Here is a 21,249-nt window from a genome sequence, read left to right on the forward strand (position 1 = left end):
TTTCAAAGAGTGCGGGGCAACACAAAAGGCCGTCAGGGTGTCCTGCACTGTCGTCGTTTAAGGACGAACAGCCGAGACCGCCGCTACACGCTACAATGGCGGTTTTTACCGATCATGAGGTATGTGTCTTGACTGCTCCAGGTGCTTTGAATTCCGCTGCCGGCTCGCTTTATGTGGTGGCGACGCCCATCGGCAACCTGGACGATATCAGTGCCCGGGCGCTGAAAATCCTGCAGGAAGTTGCTTTGATCGCAGCTGAAGACACGCGTCACTCCCAGCGCCTGCTGCAGCATTTCGGCATTTCCACGCCGTTGGCCGCCTGTCATGAACACAATGAACGGGATGAGGGCAGTCGTTTCATTACCCGGCTGCTGGCGGGCGATAACGTCGCGCTGATTTCCGATGCCGGTACGCCACTGATTTCCGACCCTGGCTATCATCTGGTGCGCCAGGCCCGGGCGGCAGGCATCAGCGTGGTGCCGGTGCCAGGCGCTTGTGCATTGATCGCAGCGCTGTCGGCGGCGGGGCTGCCGTCGGACCGTTTCATCTTCGAGGGTTTCCTGCCGGCCAAGGCGGTGGGGCGGCGGGCGCGCCTGGAAGCTATAAAGGAAGAACCACGCACGCTGATCTTCTATGAGGCGCCGCACCGCATTCTGGAATGCCTGCAAGACATGGAACTGGTGTTCGGCGCCGAGCGCCCGGCGTTGCTGGCTCGTGAGTTGACCAAGACCTTCGAAACCCTCAAGGGGTTGCCGTTGGCAGAGCTGCGGGCGTTTGTCGAAAGCGACAGCAACCAGCAGCGCGGCGAGTGTGTAGTGCTGGTGGCCGGGTGGACAGCGCCGGAAAGTGAAGACGCTGTCAGCAGCGAAGCGATGCGCATCCTGAACCTGCTACTCGAGGAAATGCCGCTCAAGCGTGCCGCGGCCCTTGCGGCGCAGATCACTGGCGAGCGCAAGAATGTGCTGTACCAGGTCGCACTGGAGAAACAGAAGGATCAGTGAAAGCGGGGCGCAGGGCTGGCCCAAGGCTTTTAGCGCTTGTTCTTCGAGCGCTCTACCGTTAACCTTCGCGGCGGAGAGTCGATCGGACAGTCGCTGCCCTCTATGAGAATTAGGGGGGGAGGAAAGTCCGGGCTCCATAGGGCGAAGTGCCAGGTAATGCCTGGGAGGCGTGAGCCTACGGAAAGTGCCACAGAAAATAACCGCCTAAGCGCTTCGGTGCCGGTAAGGGTGAAAAGGTGCGGTAAGAGCGCACCGCACGTCTGGCAACAGTTCGTGGCTAGGTAAACCCCACTTGGAGCAAGACCAAATAGGGTCCCAAGGCGTGGCCCGCGCTGGGACCGGGTAGGTTGCTAAAGATGTCCAGTGATGGCCATCGTAGACGAATGACTGTTCAAGACAGAACCCGGCTTACAGATCGACTCTCCACCTTTTTCCCTCCCTGCCGGAATCACTGGCAGACGCAGTTGCTAATACCAAAAAAATCTTACTCTTAATAAATCACTTTAACTTGTGCGCGCAGCTTCCTGTGCTCATTCGGGTTGAGGCGAAAATTCCTACGTCAGATTCTTGTTACCCCTCCTGAAACGCTCCTAAATCTCCGATCTATAAGGCTTTTCCTTCAATCCGCGCCTTGACGGTGCGGTGGGCGCATTCCTATAGTGTGCGCAAGTGGCGGAAAGTGGCATGAAGTGGGTTTTTTTGAAGGTAAAACGCCAAAAAGTGGAGAAACGCAGACGTGTTTCGCGGAGCTAACGCTATCAGTCTCGATGCAAAAGGCCGTCTCGCCATGCCGAGCCGGTATCGTGACGAGCTCGTTTCGCGAAGTTCGGGGCAGTTAATCGTCACGATCGACGCCGTTGACCCATGTTTGTGTGTTTACCCTCTTGATGAGTGGGAAATCATCGAAACCAAACTGCGCGCACTGCCTTCGTTGCGTGAAGAAAACCGCCGTCTGCAACGCTTGCTGATCGGTAATGCCGTCGACCTCGAACTCGATGGCAGTGGTCGTTTCCTGGTTCCGCCGCGCCTGCGCGAGTACGCCAAGCTGGACAAGCGCGCGATGCTGGTGGGCCAACTGAACAAGTTCCAGCTGTGGGACGAAGATGCCTGGAATGCGGTTTCTGCCGCTGACCTCGCTGCTATTCAACAACCGGGCGCCATGCCTGATGAACTGCGTGATTTGATCCTGTGACTATTGATAGCGGCTTTAACCACATCACCGTACTGCTTGACGAAGCCGTCGAGGCTCTCGCCGTACGTCCTGATGGCTGCTATCTGGACGGTACGTTCGGGCGTGGCGGACACAGCCGGTTGATTCTCAGCAAGCTCGGTCCGGGTGGCCGGTTGCTGGGGTTCGACAAGGATCCTCAAGCGATTGCCACCGGGCAAGCGCTGGCGGCCGAAGACGGCCGCTTTGTCATTGTGCAACGCAGCTTTGCCGAGCTGGCTTCGGAAGTCGCCGAGCGTGGCCTGGCCGGCAAGGTCAGTGGCGTGCTGCTCGACCTGGGCGTGTCTTCGCCGCAGTTGGACGATCCGGAGCGCGGCTTCAGTTTCCTCAATGACGGCCCGCTGGACATGCGCATGGACCCGTCCCGTGGCATCAGCGCCGCCGAATTCGTCAACACTGCCCCGGTGGAAGAAATCGCTCGCGTCTTCAAGGAATACGGTGAAGAGCGTTTCTCCGGCCGTATGGCCCGTGCCGTGGTCGAGCGGCGCGACATCAAGCCATTTGAGCGCACCGGCGACCTGGCCGAGGTACTGAAAGTTGCCAATCCGGCTTGGGAAAAGGGCAAGAACCCGGCGACCCGTGCGTTCCAGGGCTTGCGCATCCACGTCAATAACGAGCTGGGCGATCTGGAAGTCGGTCTCGAAGCGGCGCTTGAAGCGCTGGAGATTGGCGGTCGGCTGGTGGTGATCAGCTTCCATTCCCTGGAAGACCGCATCGTCAAGCTGTTCATGCGCAAACTCACCAAGGGCGAAGCCGATAACCTGCCGCGCAACCTGCCGGTGCGTTTCGAAGCCTTCGTGCCAAAAATCAAGATCCATGGCAAGGCGCAGTTCGCCTCCGAGGCTGAACTCAAGGCCAACCCACGTGCCCGTAGCGCCGTCATGCGTGTCGCGGAGAAGTTGCGGTGAGCAAGCTCTTCGCCAAGCCACTGCCCGGCGGCAGCTTTTTCATGCTGCTGCTGTTTATCGGCGTGCTCGTGTCGGCCATCGGCGTGTCCTATAGCGCGCACTGGAACCGGCAGCTTCTCAATTCCCTTTACAACGAGCTGAGCGTGCGCGACAAGGCGCAGGCCGAATGGGGCCGGTTGATCCTGGAGCAGAGCACCTGGACCGCCCATAGCCGTATCGAAGTATTGGCCACCGAGCAGCTGAAAATGCGCATTCCCGGCGCCGCCGAAGTGCAGATGGTGGCGCCATGATGAAACTCGAAGGGGCGCTGTTCCCGTGGCGGTTTCGTCTGGTCCTGGGTTTGCTCGGGATCATGGTGGCGGCGATTTCGTGGCGCATCATCGACCTGCAGGTCGTCGACCGTGATTTCCTCAAGGGTCAGGGCGATGCGCGCAGTGTCCGGCATATTCCGATCCCGGCTCACCGAGGCTTGATCACCGACCGCAATGGCGAACCCCTGGCCGTGAGCACCCCGGTGACCACCTTGTGGGCCAACGCCAAGGAAATGCAGCTGGCCAAGGAAAAATGGCCGGCACTGGCCGCGGCCCTCGGGCAGGATCCCAAGGCCCTGGCCGAGCGCCTCGAAGCCCAGGCCAACAAGGAATTCATTTATCTGGTGCGCGGCCTGACGCCCGAGCAGGGCCAGAGCGTGCTCGACCTGAAAGTACCCGGTGTCTACGGCATTGAAGAGTTCCGGCGTTTCTACCCGGCTGGTGAAGTCACGGCCCACATGGTCGGGTTTACCGACATCGATGACCGAGGGCGCGAAGGTGTCGAACTGGCCTATGACGAATGGCTCGCCGGGGTCGCCGGTAAGCGCCAGGTCATCAAGGACCGGCGCGGCAGGCTGATCAAGGATGTCCAAGTCACCAAAAACGCCAAGGCCGGCAAGCCCTTGGCGTTGTCCATTGATCTGCGCCTGCAATACCTGGCCAACCGTGAGCTGCGCAATGCCATCGTCGAGAACGGTGCCAAGGCCGGCAGCCTGGTGATCATGGACGTGAAGACCGGCGAGATCCTGGCGATGGTCAACCAGCCGACCTACAACCCGAACAACCGTCGCAACCTGCAACCGGCGATGATGCGCAACCGCGCGATGATCGACGTGTTCGAGCCCGGTTCGACCATGAAAGCCGTGTCCATGGCCGCCGCCCTGGAAACCGGGCGCTGGAAACCGAGCGACACCGTCGAGGTGTACCCGGGCACCCTGCAGATCGGCAAGTACACCATCCGCGACGTGTCCAAGACCGAAGGCCCGGTGCTCGACCTGACCGGCATCCTGATCAACTCCAGTAACGTGGGCATGAGCAAGATCGCCTTCGATATCGGCGGTGAGACGATTTATCGCCTGGCCCAGAAAATCGGCCTCGGCCAGGACACCGGCCTGGGCTTCCCGGGCGAGCGTGTCGGCAACCTGCCGAACTACCGTGACTGGCGCAAGGCTGAAACCGCCACGTTGTCCTATGGCTATGGTGTTTCCGTGACGGCGATCCAACTGGTCCACGCGTTCTCCGCGCTGGCCAACAATGGCCGTATCGCCCCGCTGACCCTGATCAAGACCGACAAGGCGCCGCAGACCACCCAAGTGATCCCGGAGAACGTCGCCAAGACCATGCAGGGCATGCTGCAACAGGTGATCGAGGCGCCGCGCGGTGTCTATCGCGCCCAGGTGCCGGCCTATCACGTGGCAGGCAAATCGGGTACGGCCCGTAAGACCTCCGTGGGCACCAAAGGCTACGCCGAGAACTCCTACCGTTCGCTGTTTGCCGGCTTCGGCCCGATGAGCGACCCGCGCTATGCCATCGTCGTGGTCATCGATGAACCGAGCAAGGCAGGCTACTTCGGTGGCCTGGTTTCGGCGCCAGTGTTCAGCAAAGTGATGTCCGGCACCCTGCGCCTGATGAACATTACCCCGGATAACCTGCCGCCGACCCAGCAGGCCAATACCGCACCGGTCGTTCCCTTGAAAGCCGAAGGAGGGCGTGGCTGATGTCCCTGAGCCTGAACAAGATTTTTGCCCACGCCGGTCACGATCTGCTGATTCGCGAACTGGCCCTGGACAGCCGCAATGTACGCGCCGGGGACTTGTTCCTGGCGGTGCCGGGCGCGCGTGTCGATGGTCGCGACCATATTGCCGATGCCTTGAAGCGTGGCGCGGCTGCCGTGGCTTATGAAGTGCAAGGCGCTACTGTACTGCCGATCACCGACGTTCCGCTGATTCCCGTCAAGGGCCTGGCAGCGCAGCTGTCGGACATCGCCGGGCGTTTTTATGGCGACCCGAGCCGTCACCTGAACCTGGTGGGCGTGACCGGCACCAACGGCAAGACCAGCGTGACCCAACTGGTGGCCCAGGCCCTCGACCTGCTCGGCCAGCATTGCGGCATTGTCGGGACCCTGGGCAACGGCTTCCATGGCGCGCTGGAAAGCGGACTGCACACCACGCCGAACCCGATTGCCGTGCAAGCGACCCTGGCGGACCTGAAAAAGGCTGGTGCCAAGGCCGTTGCGATGGAAGTCTCTTCCCATGGTTTGGACCAGGGCCGTGTGACCGCGCTGGCGTTCGATGTCGCGGTGTTGACCAACCTGTCCCGGGATCACCTGGATTATCACGGCACCATGCAGGCCTACGGTGAAGCCAAGGCCAAGCTGTTTGCCTGGAATGACCTGAAGTGCCGGGTCATCAACCTCGATGACGAATTCGGTCGGCAACTGGCCGCCGAAAAGCGCGAGTCGCGGTTGATCACCTACAGCCTGGAAGATGCCAGCGCCTACCTTTATGTACGCCAGGCGCAATTCAATGACGAAGGCGTGCGTGCCACCTTGGTCACGCCCCAGGGCGAGCACCATTTGCGCAGCACCTTGCTCGGCCGCTTCAACCTGAGCAACGTATTGGCGGCCATCGGCGCTTTGCTCGGCCTGGACTACGCGCTGGACGAAATTCTCAAGGTCTTGCCGAAGCTCGAGGGCCCGGCCGGTCGCATGCAGCGTTTGGGCGGTGGGACTCAACCACTGGTTGTGGTCGATTACGCCCATACCCCCGACGCGTTGGAAAAAGTTCTCACGGCCCTGCGTCCTCACGCCAAGGGCAAATTGCTGTGCCTGTTCGGCTGCGGTGGCGATCGTGATCGCGGCAAACGCCCATTGATGGCCGAAGTGGTGGAGCGGCTGGCAGACGGCGTGCTGGTCACCGACGACAACCCTCGTACCGAAGATCCGCAGCGGATTTTCGACGACATCCGCGCCGGTTTTACGGCTGTGGATAACGTCACCTTCGTGGCTGGTCGCGGCCAGGCCATTGCCCAGTTGATCGCCAGTGCCTCGGCGGACGATGTCATCGTCCTGGCCGGTAAGGGCCACGAGGACTATCAGGAAATCAACGGCGAACGCCACGCTTTCTCCGATCTGGTGGAAGCCGATCACGCCCTGACCGCGTGGGAGGTGGCCCATGCTTAAGGCCCTGAAGCTCAGCGAACTGACCAACGCCCTGAATGCACGCCTCATCGCCGCGGACGCCACGTTCGACGGCGTCAGCATCGACAGTCGGGCGATCGCGCCGGGGCAATTGTTCGTCGCTCTGGCCGGGCCGCGCTTCGATGGTCACGATTACTTGAACGAGGTCGCCGCCAAAGGTGCGGTTTCGGCCCTGGTCGAGCGCGAAGTGACCAACAGCACGCTGCCGCAATTGCTCGTCAACGACACCCGCCTGGCCCTGGGCCAGCTCGGTGCGCTGAACCGCGCGGCGTATGGCAACCCGGTCGCAGCCATCACCGGCTCCAGCGGCAAGACCACTGTCAAGGAAATGCTTGCCAGCATCCTGCGCACCCGTGGTCCGGTGCTGGCGACCCGTGGCAACCTGAACAACGACCTCGGCGTGCCACTGACCCTGCTGGAGCTGGCGCCGGAACACAGCGCCGCTGTCATCGAACTGGGCGCTTCGCGGCTCGGCGAGATCGCCTACACCGTGGGCATGACCAAGCCTCATGTGGCGGTGCTCAACAATGCCGGGACTGCTCACGTCGGTGAGTTCGGCGGCCCGGAAAAAATCGTCGAGGCCAAGGGCGAGATCATCGAGGGGCTGGATGCCGATGGTGTCGCGGTGCTGAATCTCGACGACAAGGCCTTCGAAATCTGGAAGACCCGGGCGGGCGAGCGCAAGGTGCTGACCTTTGCCCTGAGCAACCTCGCCGCGAATTTCTACGCCAGCGACCTGGACCGCGATGCTCGCGGTTGCCCGGCCTTCAACCTGCACAGCCCGGATGGCGCCGAGCGGGTGCAGTTGAACCTGCTTGGCACCCATAACGTTGCCAACGCCCTGGCCGCGGCAGCGGCTGCCCATGCGCTGGGCGTGTCGCTGCCGGGCATCGTCGCCGGGTTGAACGCCGTGCAGCCGGTCAAGGGGCGCAGTGTTGCGCAACTGGCCAGCAACGGTATGCGCGTGATCGACGACACCTATAACGCCAATCCGTCGTCCATGTGCGCGGCCGTGGATATCCTCGCCGGTTTCTCCGGCCGTACCGTATTGGTGCTGGGGGATATCGGTGAACTGGGCGAGTGGGCGCAACAGGGGCATCACGACGTCGGTGCCTATGCGCGCGGCAAGGTCGACGCGCTGTATGCGGTCGGCCCGATGATGGCCCATGCGGTCGCCGCGTTTGGCGAGCACGCACGGCATTTCACCACTCAGGCCGAACTGATCCAGGCCCTGGGCGCCGAGCAGGATCCGAACACCACCTTATTGATCAAGGGCTCACGCAGCGCAGCGATGGAAAACATCGTCGCGGCGCTGTGCGGCGCCTCCACGGAGAAACATTAATGCTGCTGCTGCTAGCGGAGTACCTGCAACAGTTCCACAAAGGCTTCGCGGTCTTCCAGTACTTGACCCTGCGCGGGATCCTGGGTGTGCTGACCGCGCTGTCGTTGTCGCTGTTCCTGGGCCCGTGGATGATCCGCACCCTGCAGAACCTGCAAATCGGCCAGTCGGTACGTAACGACGGCCCGCAATCGCACCTGTCCAAATCCGGCACCCCGACCATGGGCGGCGCGCTGATCCTGTCGTCCATCGGCATCAGCACCTTGCTCTGGGCCGACCTGGCGAACCGGTATGTCTGGGTCGTGCTGCTGGTGACCTTGCTCTTTGGCGCCATCGGCTGGGTCGACGACTACCGCAAGGTCATCGAGAAGAACTCCCGTGGGCTGCCAAGCCGCTGGAAGTATTTCTGGCAGTCGGTGTTCGGCCTCGGCGCGGCGATCTTCCTTTATATGACCGCCGCCTCGCCGGTGGAGACCACCCTGATCCTGCCGATGCTCAAGGACTACAGCATCCCGCTGGGTGCAGGTTTCATCGTGCTGACCTACCTGGTGATCGTCGGTTCGAGCAACGCGGTCAACCTCACCGACGGCCTCGATGGCCTGGCGATCATGCCCACGGTCATGGTCGGCGGCGCCCTGGGGATCTTTTGCTACCTGTCGGGTAACGTGAAATTCGCCGAATACCTGTTGATCCCCTATGTGCCAGGGGCGGGCGAGCTGATCGTGTTCTGCGGAGCGCTGATCGGTGCCGGCCTGGGGTTCCTGTGGTTCAACACCTACCCGGCGCAAGTCTTCATGGGCGACGTCGGCGCGTTGGCGCTGGGCGCGGCCCTGGGCACCATCGCCGTCATCGTTCGCCAGGAAATCGTCCTGTTCATCATGGGCGGTGTGTTCGTGATGGAGACCCTGTCAGTCGTCATTCAGGTTGCCTCCTTTAAATTGACCGGCCGCCGCGTATTCCGCATGGCGCCGATCCACCACCACTTTGAACTCAAGGGCTGGCCCGAGCCGCGCGTGATCGTCCGTTTCTGGATCATCACCGTGATTCTGGTGCTGATCGGCCTTGCCACCCTGAAGCTGAGGTAGAACGAGTGTCCCTGATCGCTTCTGACCACTTCCGCATCGTTGTCGGTCTCGGCAAGAGCGGCATGTCCCTGGTTCGCTTCCTGGCGAACCGGGGCGTGTCGTTTGCCGTGGCTGATACGCGGGAAAATCCACCTGAGCTGGCCACGCTGCGCCGTGACTATCCGCAGGTGGACGTGCGTTGTGGCGAGCTGGACGTCGAATTCCTGTGCCGCGCCGATGAGCTCTACGTGAGCCCCGGCCTGGCCCTGGCGACTCCGGCCCTGCAGGCGGCCGCTGCCCGTGGCGTGAAATTGTCCGGCGACATCGAGCTGTTCGCGCGTAACGCCAAGGCGCCGATCATCGCCATCAGCGGTTCCAATGCCAAGAGCACCGTCACCACCCTTGTGGGCGAGATGGCCGCGGCGGCCGGCAAGCGCGTCGCCGTGGGCGGCAACCTTGGTACCCCGGCACTGGACCTGCTCAGTGACGACGTCGAGTTGTACGTGATGGAGCTGTCGAGCTTCCAGCTGGAAACCACCGACCACCTGGGCGCCGAAGTGGCGACCGTGCTCAACGTCAGCGAAGACCACATGGACCGCTACAGCGGCCTGCCGGCTTATCACCTGGCCAAGCACCGGATCTTCCGTGGTGCCCGGCAAGTGGTGTTCAACCGCCAGGACGCCCTGACTCGTCCGTTGTTGGGCGAGGGCATGCCGTGCTGGTCCTTCGGCCTGGGCGTGCCGGACTTCAAAGGCTTCGGGTTGCGCGAAGAGAATGGCGAGAAATACCTGGCCTTCGAATTCCAGAACCTGATGCCGGTGCGCGAACTGAAGATTCGTGGCGCCCACAACCAGGCCAATGCCCTGGCCGCGTTGGCCCTGGGGCATGCGGTCGGCCTGCCGTTCGACGCCATGCTCTCGGCCCTGCGCACCTTCGCCGGCCTTGAGCACCGCTGCCAGTGGGTGCGCGACCTGGACGGCGTGGCCTGGTACAACGACTCCAAGGCCACCAATGTCGGTGCCGCACTGGCGGCCATCGAAGGGTTGGGCGCGGACATTGAAGGCAAGCTCGTGCTGATCGCCGGCGGCGACGGCAAGGGCGCCGACTTCAAGGACCTGCGTGACCCGGTGGCGGCCAACTGCCGTGCCGTAGTGCTGATGGGCCGCGATCGCGAATTGATCGCCCAGGCCCTCGGCGATGCCGTGCCGCTGGTTCGGGTCGGTTCGCTGGACGAGGCGGTGCAACAGTGCCGCGCCCTTGCGCAACCGGGCGATGCGGTGCTGTTGTCACCGGCCTGCGCCAGTTTCGACATGTTCAAGAACTATGAAGAGCGTGGGCAGTTGTTCGCCCGGGCCGCGGAGGACTTGGCATGAGCCTGATGAACATCATCAAGCCGTACCCGTCGCCGCTGATCACCGGGCGCGGCATCGACCTGGATTTCCCGATGCTTGCCGGTTGCCTGGCCTTGCTGGGCCTTGGCCTGGTGATGATCACCTCCGCGTCGTCGGAAGTGGCCGCGGTGCAGTCGGGCAACACGCTTTACCACATGATCCGCCACTTGGTTTACCTGGTGATCGGCTTGGGTGCGTGCGTCGTCACCATGATGGTGCCGATCGCCACCTGGCAGCGCCTGGGCTGGATGATGCTGCTCGGTGCCTTCGGCCTGTTGGTGATGGTGCTGTTGCCGGGGATTGGCCGCGAGGTCAACGGCTCCATGCGCTGGATCGGTTTCAGTTTCTTCAACGTGCAGCCTTCGGAAATCGCCAAGGTCTTCGTGGTGATTTTCCTGGCCGGTTACCTGGTGCGTCGCCAGAAAGAAGTGCGCGAGAGCTGGATGGGCTTTTTCAAGCCGTTCATCGTGTTGCTGCCGATGGCGGGCCTGCTGCTGATGGAGCCGGACTTCGGTGCCACGGTGGTGATGATGGGTGCGGCGGCGGCGATGTTGTTCCTGGGTGGCGTCGGGCTGTTCCGTTTCATCCTGATGGTGGCATTGGCAGTGGCGGCTGTGACCGTGTTGGTCCAGGCGCAGCCTTATCGGATGGCACGTTTGATCACTTTCACCGACCCGTGGGCCGACCAGTTCGGTTCCGGCTATCAATTGACCCAGGCGCTGATCGCCTTCGGTCGCGGCGAATGGCTGGGCGTAGGCCTGGGCAACAGCGTGCAGAAGCAGTTCTACCTGCCGGAAGCCCACACCGACTTCGTGTTCTCGGTATTGGCCGAAGAGCTGGGCGTGGTCGGCTCCCTGTGCACCGTTGCCTTGTTCGTGTTCGTCTGCGTGCGCGGCATGTACATCGGCTTGTGGGCCGAGAAAGCCAAGCAGTTTTTTGCCGCTTACGTGGCGTATGGCTTGTCGTTCCTGTGGATCGGCCAGTTCCTGATCAACATCGGCGTGAACGTCGGCCTGTTGCCGACCAAGGGCCTGACGCTGCCGTTCCTCAGTTATGGCGGCAGTTCCCTGGTGATCTGCTGTGCCTGTCTCGGCCTGTTGCTGCGCATCGAATGGGAGAGTCGAACCCACCTGGGCAGCGAAGAGATGGAGTTTCAAGAGAGCGACTTCGCCGAGGAGCCGACTCATGGGCGCTAACGTGCTGATCATGGCGGGCGGTACCGGCGGGCATGTATTCCCGGCGCTGGCCTGTGCCCGGGAGTTCCAGGCGCGCGGATACACCGTGCACTGGCTAGGCACGCCACGGGGCATAGAGAACGAACTGGTGCCAGCTGCTGGCCTTGAGCTGCACCGGATCGACGCCAGCGGCCTGCGGGGCAAGGGCAAGTTGTCGTTGCTCAAGGCGCCGCTGATGCTGCTCAAGTCGGTCTGGCAGGCGCGGGCGATCATCCGTCGGTTGCGGCCGGTGTGCGTGGTGGGGTTTGGCGGTTATGTGACCGGTCCCGGCGGTGTAGCGGCGAAATTGGCCGGTGTACCGGTGATCGTTCACGAACAAAACGCCGTGGCCGGTACCGCCAATCGGTTACTGGTGCCGTTGGCCGCCCGGGTCTGTGAAGCCTTTCCCGACACCTTTACCCTGTCGGGCAGCCGCCGCACCACCGGAAATCCGGTGCGTACCGAGCTGTTTTTCGATACACCGCGCCCGGCCTTGGCCGGACGCAAGGCGCGTTTGCTGGTCCTGGGCGGAAGCCTGGGGGCCGAACCGTTGAACAAATTGCTGCCCGAAGCCCTGTCGCAGGTCGCCCCCGAACTGCGCCCGGAAGTGTTTCACCAGGCCGGCAAAAACCACGATGAAGTGACCGCCGAGCGCTACCGCGCCGCTGGCGTCGAGGCGCAAGTGCAGCCTTTCATCAAAGACATGGCCCAGGCCTATGGCTGGGCCGACCTGGTGGTCTGCCGCGCAGGCGCGCTGACCATCAGTGAACTGGCTGCCGCCGGTCTGCCTTCGATGCTGGTGCCTTTGCCCCACGCCATCGACGATCACCAGACCCGTAATGCCGATTATTTGGCCCGTGAAGGCGCTGCCTTCCTGATGCCGCAAAGAACGACTGGCGCCGCGGATCTTGCCGCCCGCCTGACAGAGGTTTTGATGCAGCCGCAACGACTTGAAGACATGGCCCGCGCCGCCCGCCGCCTGGCCAAACCCGATGCCACGACCCAAGTGGTCGATACCTGCCTGGAGGTGGCCCATGGTTGAGAATCGCAAAGCCATGCCGCAACCGGAAATGCGCCGTATCCGCCGCATCCACTTCGTCGGTATCGGCGGCGTGGGCATGTGCGGGATCGCCGAGGTGCTGCTGAACCTGGGTTACCAGGTCTCGGGTTCCGACCTGAAGGCCTCCCCGGTCACCGAGCGCCTGGAATCCTTCGGCGCGCAGATCTTTATCGGCCACCGTGCCGAGAACGCCGCCAATGCCGACGTGCTGGTGGTTTCCAGTGCCGTGAACACCTCCAACCCGGAAGTCGCCACCGCCCTGGAGCGCCGTATCCCCGTGGTACCACGGGCCGAGATGCTGGCCGAGCTGATGCGCTATCGCCACGGCATCGCCGTCGCCGGTACCCACGGCAAGACCACCACCACCAGCCTGATCGCCTCGGTGTTCGCGGCCGGTGGCCTGGACCCGACTTTCGTGATCGGCGGTCGCCTGAACGCCGCGGGCACCAATGCCCAACTGGGCACCAGCCGCTACCTGATCGCCGAAGCCGACGAGAGCGATGCGAGTTTCCTGCACCTGCAACCGCTGGTGGCCGTGGTCACCAACATCGACGCCGACCACATGGCGACCTACGACGGCGACTTCAACAAACTGAAGAAAACCTTCGTCGAGTTCCTGCACAACCTGCCGTTCTACGGTTTGGCGGTGGTGTGCCTGGACGACCCAGTGGTGCGCGAAATCCTGCCGCTGATCAAGCGTCCGACCATGACCTACGGTTTCGGCGAAGAAGCCGACGTGCGCGCCATCAACGTGCGCCAGCAAGGCATGCAGACGTTCTTCACCGTGCTGCGCCCTGATCGCGAGCCATTGGATGTGTCGGTGAACATGCCCGGCAACCACAACGTGCTCAACGCCTTGGCCACCATTTGCATCGCCACCGACGAAGGCGTCAGTGATGAAGCCATCGTCCAGGGCCTGTCCGGGTTCCAGGGCGTGGGCCGACGTTTCCAGGTCTACGGCGAACTGCCGGTGGACGGCGGCAACGTGATGCTGGTGGACGACTACGGCCACCACCCGACCGAAGTCGCGGCGGTGATCAAGGCCGTGCGCGGTGGCTGGCCGGAACGCCGCCTGGTGATGGTCTACCAGCCACACCGCTACAGCCGCACCCGCGACCTGTATGACGATTTCGTCCAGGTGCTGGCCGACGCCAACGTGTTGCTGTTGATGGAAGTCTACCCGGCCGGTGAAGAGCCGATCCCGGGGGCCGACAGCCGCCAGCTATGCCACAGCATTCGCCAGCGCGGCCAGTTGGACCCGATCTACATCGAACGCGGTGTGGACCTCGCGCCGCTGGTCAAGCCGCTGCTGCGCGCCGGCGACATCCTGCTGTGCCAGGGTGCCGGTGACATTGGGGGCCTGGCTCCGAAACTGTTGAACAGTCCGTTATTCGCCGGGGCAATCGTGGCTTCCAGCGAGGGGAAACTGAAATGACTGCTGCCTACGCCAACCTGGTCTCGACCCTTGATCCGAAAGCCTTCGGCCGTGTTGCCGTGCTGTTCGGCGGCAAGAGCGCCGAGCGCGAGGTGTCCCTCAAGTCCGGCAATGCCGTGCTGCAAGCCCTGCAAAGCGCCGGTGTCGACGCATTCGGCATCGACGTGGGCGACGACTTCCTGCAGCGCCTGCTGAGCGAAAAGATCGACCGCGCATTCATCATCCTTCATGGTCGCGGTGGTGAAGACGGCAGCATGCAAGGTCTGCTCGAATGCCTGGGCATTCCCTACACCGGCAGCGGCATCCTGGCTTCCGCCCTGGCGATGGACAAGCTGCGCACCAAGCAGGTCTGGCACAGTCTCGGCATTCCGACGCCGCGTCACGCCGTGCTGGCATCCGAGGCCGATTGTATTTCGGCGGCCACGGAACTGGGCTTCCCTTTGATCGTCAAACCGGCCCATGAAGGTTCAAGTATCGGCATGGCGAAAGTGAATTCGCTGCCTGAGTTGACCGCGGCATGGAAAGACGCCAGTTCCTACGATTCGCAAGTGTTGGTCGAACAATGGATCACCGGTCCCGAGTTCACCATCGCCACCCTGCGTGACCAGGTATTGCCTCCGATTGCGTTGGGCACGCCCCACACGTTCTATGACTACGACGCCAAGTACGTCGCCAACGATACCCAGTACCGCATTCCCTGCGGGCTGGACGCCACCAAGGAAAAAGAACTGATGGACCTCACGGCCAAGGCCTGTGAGGCGCTGGGTATCGCCGGTTGGGGCAGGGCAGACGTGATGCAGGACGCCGATGGGCAGTTCTGGTTCCTGGAAGTCAACACCGCGCCTGGCATGACCGACCACAGCCTGGTGCCAATGGCGGCGCGCGCCGCCGGTCTGGATTTCCAGCAACTGGTGGTGTCGATCCTGGCCGCCAGTGTCGGCCATCAAGAGCCAAGAGGTTAAGCCATGCAAGGCGCATCGCTTCGTCATCAGCCATCCGCACCCGGTCGCAAGCCGGTGCCGCGGGGTGCCAGCCGAATGGTGGCCAAAGAGCCGATGTCGGCGCGCTTGCCGAAAGCCAATTTTGGCTTTCTCAAGAGCCTGTTCTGGCCGGTGCTGCTGGTGGCGTTGGGGTTCGGTACGTATGAAGGCGCGCAACGGTTGCTGCCTTATGCCGACCGGCCGATCGCCCGGATCAACGTCCAGGGCGACCTGAGCTACATCAGCCAGCAGGCCGTGCAGCAGCGGATCGCTCCGTTCGTCGCGTCGAGTTTCTTCACCATCGACCTGGCGGGCATGCGCAAGGAACTGGAGCAGATGCCTTGGATCGCCCACGCCGAAGTCCGCCGGGTGTGGCCTGACCAGGTGTCGATCCGCCTGGAAGAGCAATTGCCGGTGGCCCGTTGGGGCGACGAGTCGTTGTTGAACAACCAGGGCCAGGCGTTTACGCCGCGGGAACTGGCCAACTATGAACATTTGCCACAACTGTTCGGCCCACAGCGGGCCCAGCAGCAAGTGATGCAGCAATACCAGGTGTTGAGCCAGATGTTGCGGCCATTGGGCTTCTCCATCGCGCGCCTGGAATTGCGTGAGCGCGGCAGTTGGTTCCTGACCACTGGCGCGGGTAGCTCGGGGCCGGGCATCGAGCTGTTGCTCGGTCGCGGCAACCTGGTGGAAAAGATGCGCCGCTTCATCGCCATCTATGACAAGACGCTTAAAGAACAGATTACGAACATTGCGCGCATCGATCTGCGCTACGCCAACGGCCTGGCTGTTGGCTGGCGGGAACCTGTAGCGCCCACGACGGCCGTACCCGCCGTCGCGAAGAATTAAGAAGAGGCAGGACCCATGGCAAACGTGCAAAGCGGGAAAATGATCGTCGGTCTCGATATCGGCACTTCCAAGGTGGTGGCGCTGGTAGGCGAAGTCGCGGACGACGGCACGCTGGTCATCGTCGGGATCGGTACACACCCGTCCCGTGGCTTGAAAAAAGGCGTGGTGGTGAACATCGAGTCCACCGTGCAATCGATCCAGCGCGCCATCGAAGAGGCGCAGCTGATGGCCGGTTGCCGGATCCACTCGGCGTTCGTCGGCGTGGCGGGCAATCACATCCGCAGCCTGAACTCCCACGGCATCGTGGCCATTCGTGATCGCGAAGTCAGCTCCGCCGACCTTGAGCGCGTGCTCGACGCGGCCCAGGCCGTGGCGATCCCGGCGGACCAGCGTGTGCTGCACACCCTGCCGCAGGATTACGTGATCGATAACCAGGAAGGCGTGCGTGAGCCCCTGGGCATGTCCGGCGTGCGCCTGGAAGCCAAGGTCCACGTGGTGACCTGTGCGGTGAACGCTGCGCAGAATATCGAGAAATGCGTGCGCCGGTGCGGCCTGGAAATCGACGACATCATCCTCGAGCAACTGGCTTCGGCCTACTCGGTGCTGACCGACGATGAGAAAGAGCTGGGCGTGTGCCTGGTGGACATCGGCGGCGGCACCACCGACATCGCGATCTTCACCGAAGGCGCCATTCGCCATACGGCGGTAATCCCGATTGCCGGTGACCAGGTGACCAACGACATCGCCATGGCGTTGCGCACCCCGACCCAGTACGCCGAGGAAATCAAGATCCGTTACGCCTGTGCCCTGGCGAAGCTGGCCGGTGCTGGCGAAACCATCAAGGTGCCAAGCGTTGGCGACCGTCCACCGCGCGAGCTGTCGCGCCAGGCCCTGGCCGAGGTGGTCGAGCCGCGTTACGACGAGCTGTTCACGCTGATCCAGGCCGAACTGCGTCGCAGTGGCTACGAAGACCTGATCCCGGCCGGCATCGTGCTGACCGGCGGTACGTCGAAGATGGAAGGCGCGGTCGAGCTGGCCGAAGAGATTTTCCACATGCCGGTGCGCCTGGGCGTGCCCCATGGCGTCAAGGGCCTGGATGACGTGGTCCGCAACCCGATCTATTCCACCGGCGTGGGTCTGTTGATGTACGGCCTGCAGAAGCAGTCCGACGGGATTTCGTTCTCAGGCATCGGCAGCCGCGACAGCTACAGCAGCGACGAGCCGAAGGCTCCGCTGTTCGAGCGGCTCCAGGCTTGGGTCAAAGGCAACTTTTAAACAGTTTCAAAGCTTCACGCGGCAGGTTTCAGGCTTGGCGCTGGAAGACGCAGCAAACGCAGTAGGCGAAAAAACTAGAGAATGAAAGGAGAGGGAAAATGTTCGAACTCGTAGACAACATCCCCGCTAGCCCGGTTATCAAAGTAATCGGTGTCGGCGGTGGCGGCGGCAACGCTGTCAACCACATGGTCAAGAGCAACATTGAAGGCGTTGAATTCATCTGCGCCAACACTGATGCCCAGGCACTGAAATCCATCGGCGCGCGGACCATCCTGCAATTGGGCACTGGCGTGACCAAAGGCCTGGGCGCCGGCGCCAACCCGGAAGTCGGTCGTCAGGCCGCTCTCGAAGACCGTGAGCGCATCGCTGAAGTCCTGCAAGGCACCAACATGGTGTTCATCACCACGGGCATGGGCGGCGGCACCGGTACTGGTGCGGCGCCGATCATCGCCGAAGTGGCCAAGGAAATGGGGATCCTCACCGTTGCGGTGGTGACTCGTCCGTTCCCTTTCGAAGGCCGCAAGCGTATGCAGATCGCCGACGAAGGTATCCGTCTGCTGTCTGAAAGCGTCGACTCGTTGATCACCATTCCCAACGAGAAGCTGCTGACCATCCTGGGTAAAGACGCAAGCCTGCTGTCGGCTTTCGCCAAGGCTGACGACGTACTGGCCGGGGCCGTTCGCGGTATTTCCGACATCATCAAGCGTCCAGGCATGATCAACGTCGACTTTGCCGACGTACGGACTGTCATGAGCGAAATGGGCATGGCAATGATGGGCACTGGCTGCGCCAGCGGTCCGAACCGTGCACGCGAGGCCACCGAAGCGGCCATCCGCAACCCGTTGCTCGAAGACGTGAACCTGCAAGGTGCACGCGGCATCCTGGTGAACATCACCGCCGGTCCTGACTTGTCCCTGGGTGAGTACTCCGACGTGGGTAGCATCATCGAAGCCTTCGCTTCCGAGCACGCGATGGTCAAGGTCGGTACCGTTATCGATCCGGACATGCGCGACGAGTTGCACGTTACCGTGGTTGCCACCGGTCTGGGCGCGAAAATCGAGAAGCCTGTGAAGGTCATCGACAACACCGTTCACACCTCCATGGCTTCGCAACCGCAACAACAAGTGGCTTCGCGTCAGGAAGCGCCTGCGGTGAACTACCGTGACCTGGACCGTCCGACCGTCATGCGAAACCAGGCCCAGGCCGGTACAGCGACTGCCGCGAAGATGAATCCGCAAGACGATCTGGATTACCTGGACATCCCGGCTTTCCTGCGTCGTCAGGCCGATTGATGAAATGTATCAGGGGGATACGGGTGATTGGTGTTCAGCAAAGGTCTGGTCTGCTATCATCGCCAGCCTTTGTTGATACCAGTTCGCAATTTGCGCTGAAGCGGCCCATGCCATGATTAAACAACGCACCCTGAAGAATATTATCCGTGCCACAGGTGTCGGCTTGCACTCCGGCGAGAAGGTCTACCTGACCCTCAAGCCCGCGCCTATCGATACCGGCATTGTGTTTTGTCGTGCCGACCTCGACCCTGTGGTGCAGATTCCTGCTCGCGCGGAAAACGTTGGTGAAACCACTATGTCGACCACTCTGGTCAACGGTGACACCAAAGTGGATACGGTGGAGCATTTGCTCTCGGCCATGGCTGGCCTGGGCATCGATAACGCCTACGTCGAGCTCTCCGCGTCCGAAGTCCCGATCATGGATGGCAGTGCCGGACCCTTCGTATTCCTGATTCAATCGGCTGGCCTGGAAGAGCAGGATGCCGCCAAGAAGTTCATCCGCATCCTGCGGGAAGTGACAGTGGAAGACGGCGACAAGCGTGCCACTTTCGTCCCTTTCGAAGGTTTCAAGGTGAGCTTCGAGATCGATTTCGATCACCCGGTTTTCCGTGACCGCACCCAGAGTGCAAGCGTGGATTTTTCCAGCACTTCGTTCGTAAAAGAAGTCAGCCGCGCCCGTACCTTTGGTTTCATGAGTGATATCGAGTACCTGCGCAAGCACAACCTCGCACTCGGCGGCAGTGTTGAAAACGCGATCGTGGTCGATTCCGATGGTGTATTGAACGAAGACGGCCTTCGCTATGAAGACGAATTCGTCAAACACAAGATTCTCGATGCAATCGGCGACCTCTACCTGCTGGGCAATAGCCTGATTGGTGAGTTCAAGGGCTTCAAGTCCGGCCATGCACTGAACAACCAGCTGCTGCGCAAGTTGATTGAGCAGAAAGATGCTTGGGAAGTCGTGACGTTCGAAGACGCCAGCACCGCACCAATCTCCTACATGCGCCCTGTTGCGGCCGTGTAGGCAAAAAAACCTCTCTAGTTTTTGAAGGCTGCCTTTGGGTGGCCTTTTTTTATGGGCGCTTTCTTGGTGTTTATATCCGTTACCGCAGCAACGGATATACACACTAAGTGAACAGCCACAGGGAAAGCGTCACATCGCACAAACCACACGATTTCGCCCACTGGCCTTGGCCTGGTACAGCGCCTTGTCCGCCGCGAACAAAAGTTGTTGGAGCTCGCCATACGGCCCGTTTACCCAAGTGGCGATGCCGATACTGACCGTCATCGGCGCTTCCCCCTCGGCCACAGGCAGCAACTGTTCAACTGCTTCGCGAATGTTCTGGGCCATGGTGAACGCGCCAGCGGTGGTGGTCTCGGGCAGCACAACCGAGAACTCTTCACCACCGTAGCGCGCTGCCAGGTCGGCGGGGCGACGGACATGCTTGCTGATCAACTGCGCCAAGGTTCGCAAGGCCTCGTCACCCCGTTGATGGCCATGACGGTCGTTGAATGCCTTGAAGTGATCGGCATCGATCATCAGCACAGACAACGGTTGGCCCGAACGCTGGGCACGCAGCCATTCCTGTTGCAACGTCTCGTCCAGTGTTCGTCGGTTGGCCAGTCCTGTAAGGGGGTCGACGGATGCCAGTTGGGCCAATTCCCGTTCAGCTCTGTAGCGGCGTCGCAATTCGCGGCGCAGCAGCCAGGTGAGCCAGAGCAAACCGATGCACAGTGCGCCAGTGGCGCCACTGACCAGCAATGCCGTGCGTTGCCATGACGCGAACACCTCTTGAGAGGAGAGCGCCACCACGACGATCAATGGCAAGTTGCCCACCTGGGAAAAAGTGTACAGGCGCGGCTTTTGATCCTGGCCGGAAATGCTGGTGAAACTCCCATTGCCTTCGCGCAGGATTCGCATGAAATTCGGTCGGTGACTGAAGTCCTTGCCTGTCAGGTCTTCGGCCAAGGGGGGCTCTTGTGCCAGGAGGATACCGTCGCGGCTGACCAGATTGACCGTCCCCCCATGACCGATGTTCAGACTCTTGAACAATTGGTTGAAGTAGCTCAGGCGCATCGCGGCCTCGGCCACGCCCATGAACTCACCCCGTTCGTCGCTCAATCGATAGCTGAAACTGATGCGCCATTCCTGCCCATGACTTCTGGAGTGGAACGGGCGGCTGATCATCATGCCCGGGTTCGGATCTTGGATATGGGACTGGAAATACTCCCGATCGGCATAGTTGCCTATGCGCGGCGTGATCGAGGCGGAGTCAGCGATCACATCGCCGCGTTTGTCCAGCAGCAGGATGTCGCCTTTATAGGGGGCGGCGGTGGCGCGGTCGAATAGCGCCAGATGGCGGATCGCTGGCGAAACGTCTTTCAGGTCTTCGCGTTTGGCGGCCTTGACCAAACCTTGCAGCGACAGATCGTAGAGCTCCACGTTACGCAGCACATCGGCGTCAATCAGTTGCACGATATTGTTCGCCGCACGTGTTGCTGCCTGTTGTGCGGCGGCATGTTCGCGAATCAGCAGGAAAGTCACGATGCTCAGGATGGCAATGACAACCAGCGAACTGGCCAGTACGAGTACCCGTTCTGAACGTATCGAAGACGGGGTGTTGCCGGGTGTCGCACTGCGCGCGCTCATGGGTCCGATGTCTGCATTGTGATGTGGCTGGGATCCGTCCCAAAGGATTG

General features: G+C 61.8%; 18 protein-coding genes and 1 other RNA gene. 18 read left to right on the forward strand and 1 reads right to left on the reverse strand.

The genetic code is table 11. From position 1 onward, the window contains the following. The first annotated feature begins 95 nt into the window (after positions 1-95). From rsmI to lpxC, 18 genes are all read left to right on the forward strand, one after another. On the forward strand, positions 96-1,001 hold the full coding sequence (gene rsmI / locus AB4O22_RS01665) for a 16S rRNA (cytidine(1402)-2'-O)-methyltransferase (RefSeq protein ID WP_080561008.1): 906 nt from the start codon (positions 96-98) through the stop codon (positions 999-1,001). Between the two features lie 74 nt (positions 1,002-1,075). Continuing rightward, positions 1,076-1,428: RNase P RNA component class A (rnpB, locus tag AB4O22_RS01670), an RNA gene on the forward strand. Positions 1,429-1,737: 309 nt separating this feature from the next. Then, a complete protein-coding gene (gene mraZ / locus AB4O22_RS01675; protein WP_003205355.1) occupies positions 1,738-2,193 on the forward strand; it encodes a division/cell wall cluster transcriptional repressor MraZ in 456 nt (151 codons plus the stop codon). Beyond that, a complete protein-coding gene (rsmH, locus tag AB4O22_RS01680) occupies positions 2,190-3,137 on the forward strand; it encodes a 16S rRNA (cytosine(1402)-N(4))-methyltransferase RsmH (RefSeq protein WP_003205354.1) in 948 nt (315 codons plus the stop codon). Before mraZ ends, rsmH begins: the two co-directional genes overlap by 4 nt. Continuing rightward, entirely contained in the window at positions 3,134-3,427 is a 294-nt protein-coding gene (ftsL, locus tag AB4O22_RS01685) for a cell division protein FtsL (RefSeq protein ID WP_003205353.1), read from the forward strand. The genes rsmH and ftsL overlap by 4 nt, the downstream gene beginning before the upstream one ends. Then, the gene (locus tag AB4O22_RS01690) at positions 3,427-5,166 is read left to right on the forward strand and encodes a peptidoglycan D,D-transpeptidase FtsI family protein (RefSeq protein WP_162893922.1); all 1,740 of its coding nucleotides are present in this window, start codon (positions 3,427-3,429) and stop codon (positions 5,164-5,166) included. The genes ftsL and AB4O22_RS01690 overlap by 1 nt, the downstream gene beginning before the upstream one ends. Further along, complete coding sequence (gene murE, locus AB4O22_RS01695; protein WP_460095802.1) at positions 5,166-6,629, forward strand: UDP-N-acetylmuramoyl-L-alanyl-D-glutamate--2,6-diaminopimelate ligase; 1,464 nt, start codon at positions 5,166-5,168, stop codon at positions 6,627-6,629. Before AB4O22_RS01690 ends, murE begins: the two co-directional genes overlap by 1 nt. Next, positions 6,622-7,989: a UDP-N-acetylmuramoyl-tripeptide--D-alanyl-D-alanine ligase gene (locus AB4O22_RS01700; RefSeq protein WP_223470382.1), complete on the forward strand. Its 1,368-nt coding sequence runs from the start codon at positions 6,622-6,624 to the stop codon at positions 7,987-7,989. Before murE ends, AB4O22_RS01700 begins: the two co-directional genes overlap by 8 nt. Continuing rightward, positions 7,989-9,071: a phospho-N-acetylmuramoyl-pentapeptide-transferase gene (gene mraY / locus AB4O22_RS01705; protein ID WP_003205349.1), complete on the forward strand. Its 1,083-nt coding sequence runs from the start codon at positions 7,989-7,991 to the stop codon at positions 9,069-9,071. The genes AB4O22_RS01700 and mraY overlap by 1 nt, the downstream gene beginning before the upstream one ends. Before the next feature lie 5 nt (positions 9,072-9,076). Beyond that, positions 9,077-10,423: a UDP-N-acetylmuramoyl-L-alanine--D-glutamate ligase gene (gene murD / locus AB4O22_RS01710; RefSeq protein ID WP_212799089.1), complete on the forward strand. Its 1,347-nt coding sequence runs from the start codon at positions 9,077-9,079 to the stop codon at positions 10,421-10,423. Beyond that, positions 10,420-11,637: a putative lipid II flippase FtsW gene (gene ftsW / locus AB4O22_RS01715; RefSeq protein WP_411740630.1), complete on the forward strand. Its 1,218-nt coding sequence runs from the start codon at positions 10,420-10,422 to the stop codon at positions 11,635-11,637. The genes murD and ftsW overlap by 4 nt, the downstream gene beginning before the upstream one ends. Then, positions 11,627-12,697 carry an undecaprenyldiphospho-muramoylpentapeptide beta-N-acetylglucosaminyltransferase gene (gene murG, locus AB4O22_RS01720; protein ID WP_057451742.1) on the forward strand — a complete coding sequence of 357 codons (1,071 nt, stop codon included), beginning with the start codon at positions 11,627-11,629 and terminating at the stop codon, positions 12,695-12,697. Before ftsW ends, murG begins: the two co-directional genes overlap by 11 nt. Continuing rightward, complete coding sequence (gene murC / locus AB4O22_RS01725) at positions 12,690-14,150, forward strand: UDP-N-acetylmuramate--L-alanine ligase (protein ID WP_003205345.1); 1,461 nt, start codon at positions 12,690-12,692, stop codon at positions 14,148-14,150. Before murG ends, murC begins: the two co-directional genes overlap by 8 nt. Beyond that, entirely contained in the window at positions 14,147-15,112 is a 966-nt protein-coding gene (locus AB4O22_RS01730; protein ID WP_460095803.1) for a D-alanine--D-alanine ligase, read from the forward strand. Before murC ends, AB4O22_RS01730 begins: the two co-directional genes overlap by 4 nt. Positions 15,113-15,115: 3 nt before the next feature. Continuing rightward, the gene (locus AB4O22_RS01735; RefSeq protein ID WP_013694173.1) at positions 15,116-15,982 is read left to right on the forward strand and encodes a cell division protein FtsQ/DivIB; all 867 of its coding nucleotides are present in this window, start codon (positions 15,116-15,118) and stop codon (positions 15,980-15,982) included. 15 nt (positions 15,983-15,997) lie between these two features. Then, positions 15,998-17,257, forward strand: coding sequence for a cell division protein FtsA (ftsA, locus tag AB4O22_RS01740; RefSeq protein WP_003205342.1), 1,260 nt, complete (start codon positions 15,998-16,000; stop codon positions 17,255-17,257). Between the two features lie 98 nt (positions 17,258-17,355). Next, complete coding sequence (gene ftsZ / locus AB4O22_RS01745; RefSeq protein ID WP_003205341.1) at positions 17,356-18,549, forward strand: cell division protein FtsZ; 1,194 nt, start codon at positions 17,356-17,358, stop codon at positions 18,547-18,549. A 112-nt stretch (positions 18,550-18,661) separates the two neighbouring features. Continuing rightward, on the forward strand, positions 18,662-19,573 hold the full coding sequence (gene lpxC / locus AB4O22_RS01750; RefSeq protein ID WP_003178240.1) for a UDP-3-O-acyl-N-acetylglucosamine deacetylase: 912 nt from the start codon (positions 18,662-18,664) through the stop codon (positions 19,571-19,573). Positions 19,574-19,702: 129 nt separating this feature from the next. Here the strand turns inward: lpxC and AB4O22_RS01755 are convergent, their stop codons facing one another. After that, positions 19,703-21,199, reverse strand: coding sequence for a sensor domain-containing diguanylate cyclase (locus AB4O22_RS01755; RefSeq protein WP_027911426.1), 1,497 nt, complete (start codon positions 21,197-21,199; stop codon positions 19,703-19,705). Positions 21,200-21,249: the final 50 nt, after the last annotated feature.

This window comes from Pseudomonas sp. S3_B11 (assembly GCF_054667715.1).

Bases quoted from the DNA above. Each gene is read 5' to 3' on its own strand.
- rsmI (WP_080561008.1), top strand. From the start codon at position 96: ATGGCGGTTTTTACCGATCATGAGGTATGTGTCTTGACTGCTCCAGGT.
- AB4O22_RS01690 (WP_162893922.1), top strand. From the start codon at position 3,427: ATGAAACTCGAAGGGGCGCTGTTCCCGTGGCGGTTTCGTCTGGTCCTG.
- murE (WP_460095802.1), top strand. From the start codon at position 5,166: ATGTCCCTGAGCCTGAACAAGATTTTTGCCCACGCCGGTCACGATCTG.
- AB4O22_RS01700 (WP_223470382.1), top strand. From the start codon at position 6,622: ATGCTTAAGGCCCTGAAGCTCAGCGAACTGACCAACGCCCTGAATGCA.
- mraY (WP_003205349.1), top strand. From the start codon at position 7,989: ATGCTGCTGCTGCTAGCGGAGTACCTGCAACAGTTCCACAAAGGCTTC.
- ftsW (WP_411740630.1), top strand. From the start codon at position 10,420: ATGAGCCTGATGAACATCATCAAGCCGTACCCGTCGCCGCTGATCACC.
- murG (WP_057451742.1), top strand. From the start codon at position 11,627: ATGGGCGCTAACGTGCTGATCATGGCGGGCGGTACCGGCGGGCATGTA.
- murC (WP_003205345.1), top strand. From the start codon at position 12,690: ATGGTTGAGAATCGCAAAGCCATGCCGCAACCGGAAATGCGCCGTATC.
- AB4O22_RS01730 (WP_460095803.1), top strand. From the start codon at position 14,147: ATGACTGCTGCCTACGCCAACCTGGTCTCGACCCTTGATCCGAAAGCC.
- AB4O22_RS01735 (WP_013694173.1), top strand. From the start codon at position 15,116: ATGCAAGGCGCATCGCTTCGTCATCAGCCATCCGCACCCGGTCGCAAG.
- ftsA (WP_003205342.1), top strand. From the start codon at position 15,998: ATGGCAAACGTGCAAAGCGGGAAAATGATCGTCGGTCTCGATATCGGC.
- ftsZ (WP_003205341.1), top strand. From the start codon at position 17,356: ATGTTCGAACTCGTAGACAACATCCCCGCTAGCCCGGTTATCAAAGTA.
- lpxC (WP_003178240.1), top strand. From the start codon at position 18,662: ATGATTAAACAACGCACCCTGAAGAATATTATCCGTGCCACAGGTGTC.
- AB4O22_RS01755 (WP_027911426.1), bottom strand. From the start codon at position 21,199: ATGAGCGCGCGCAGTGCGACACCCGGCAACACCCCGTCTTCGATACGT.